At 73.0% G+C, this 474-nt stretch carries 1 pseudogene; it reads left to right on the top strand.

The features are described 5' to 3' along the window. Nucleotides 1-19: 19 nt before the first annotated feature. A pseudogene (locus KVS69_RS18775) lies at nt 20-474 on the top strand (hypothetical protein); the annotation flags it as partial.

Genomic DNA, 474 nt, shown 5'->3' on the forward strand with positions numbered 1-474 from the left:
GCCCCCGTCCGCCGGGGGGGTGGGGCATGGAAACGAGACCTCCCCCAAGCCTGCCGCGCCGCTGCTGCTGCTGCCGCCGCTGCTGTTGATCGCGCGCAGCCTGCGCACGTGGTGGGCCGCCGGGCTGTTGGCGGTGGCGGTGCTGGAGGTGGGTGGGCGCTATCTGGTCGACGGCTACATGGATGCGTTCCTGGCGGTCTACGCGGTTGCGGCGCTTGCCGTGGCGATCCAGCCGCGCAGGGACGTGGCCGAGGGGGCCTGGTTCAACCTCACCGCCTATGCGGCGCTGTCGGCGGTGCTGACCCTCATCAAGAACGAAGGCGCGGTGCTGGCCATCCTGGTCGGCGTGGTCGCGGTGGGTACGGCCCTGCTGCGCGACCGCCGCATGCCGTGGGGCCTGCTGGCCGCGTTCGCCGTGTCGATGCTGCCGCTGCTGGCGTGGAAGCTGGCCGTGGCCGGCGCCGACCTCGGCAA

The organism is Stenotrophomonas sp. GbtcB23, assembly GCF_019091045.1.
Classification (GTDB): domain Bacteria; phylum Pseudomonadota; class Gammaproteobacteria; order Xanthomonadales; family Xanthomonadaceae; genus Stenotrophomonas; species Stenotrophomonas rhizophila_A.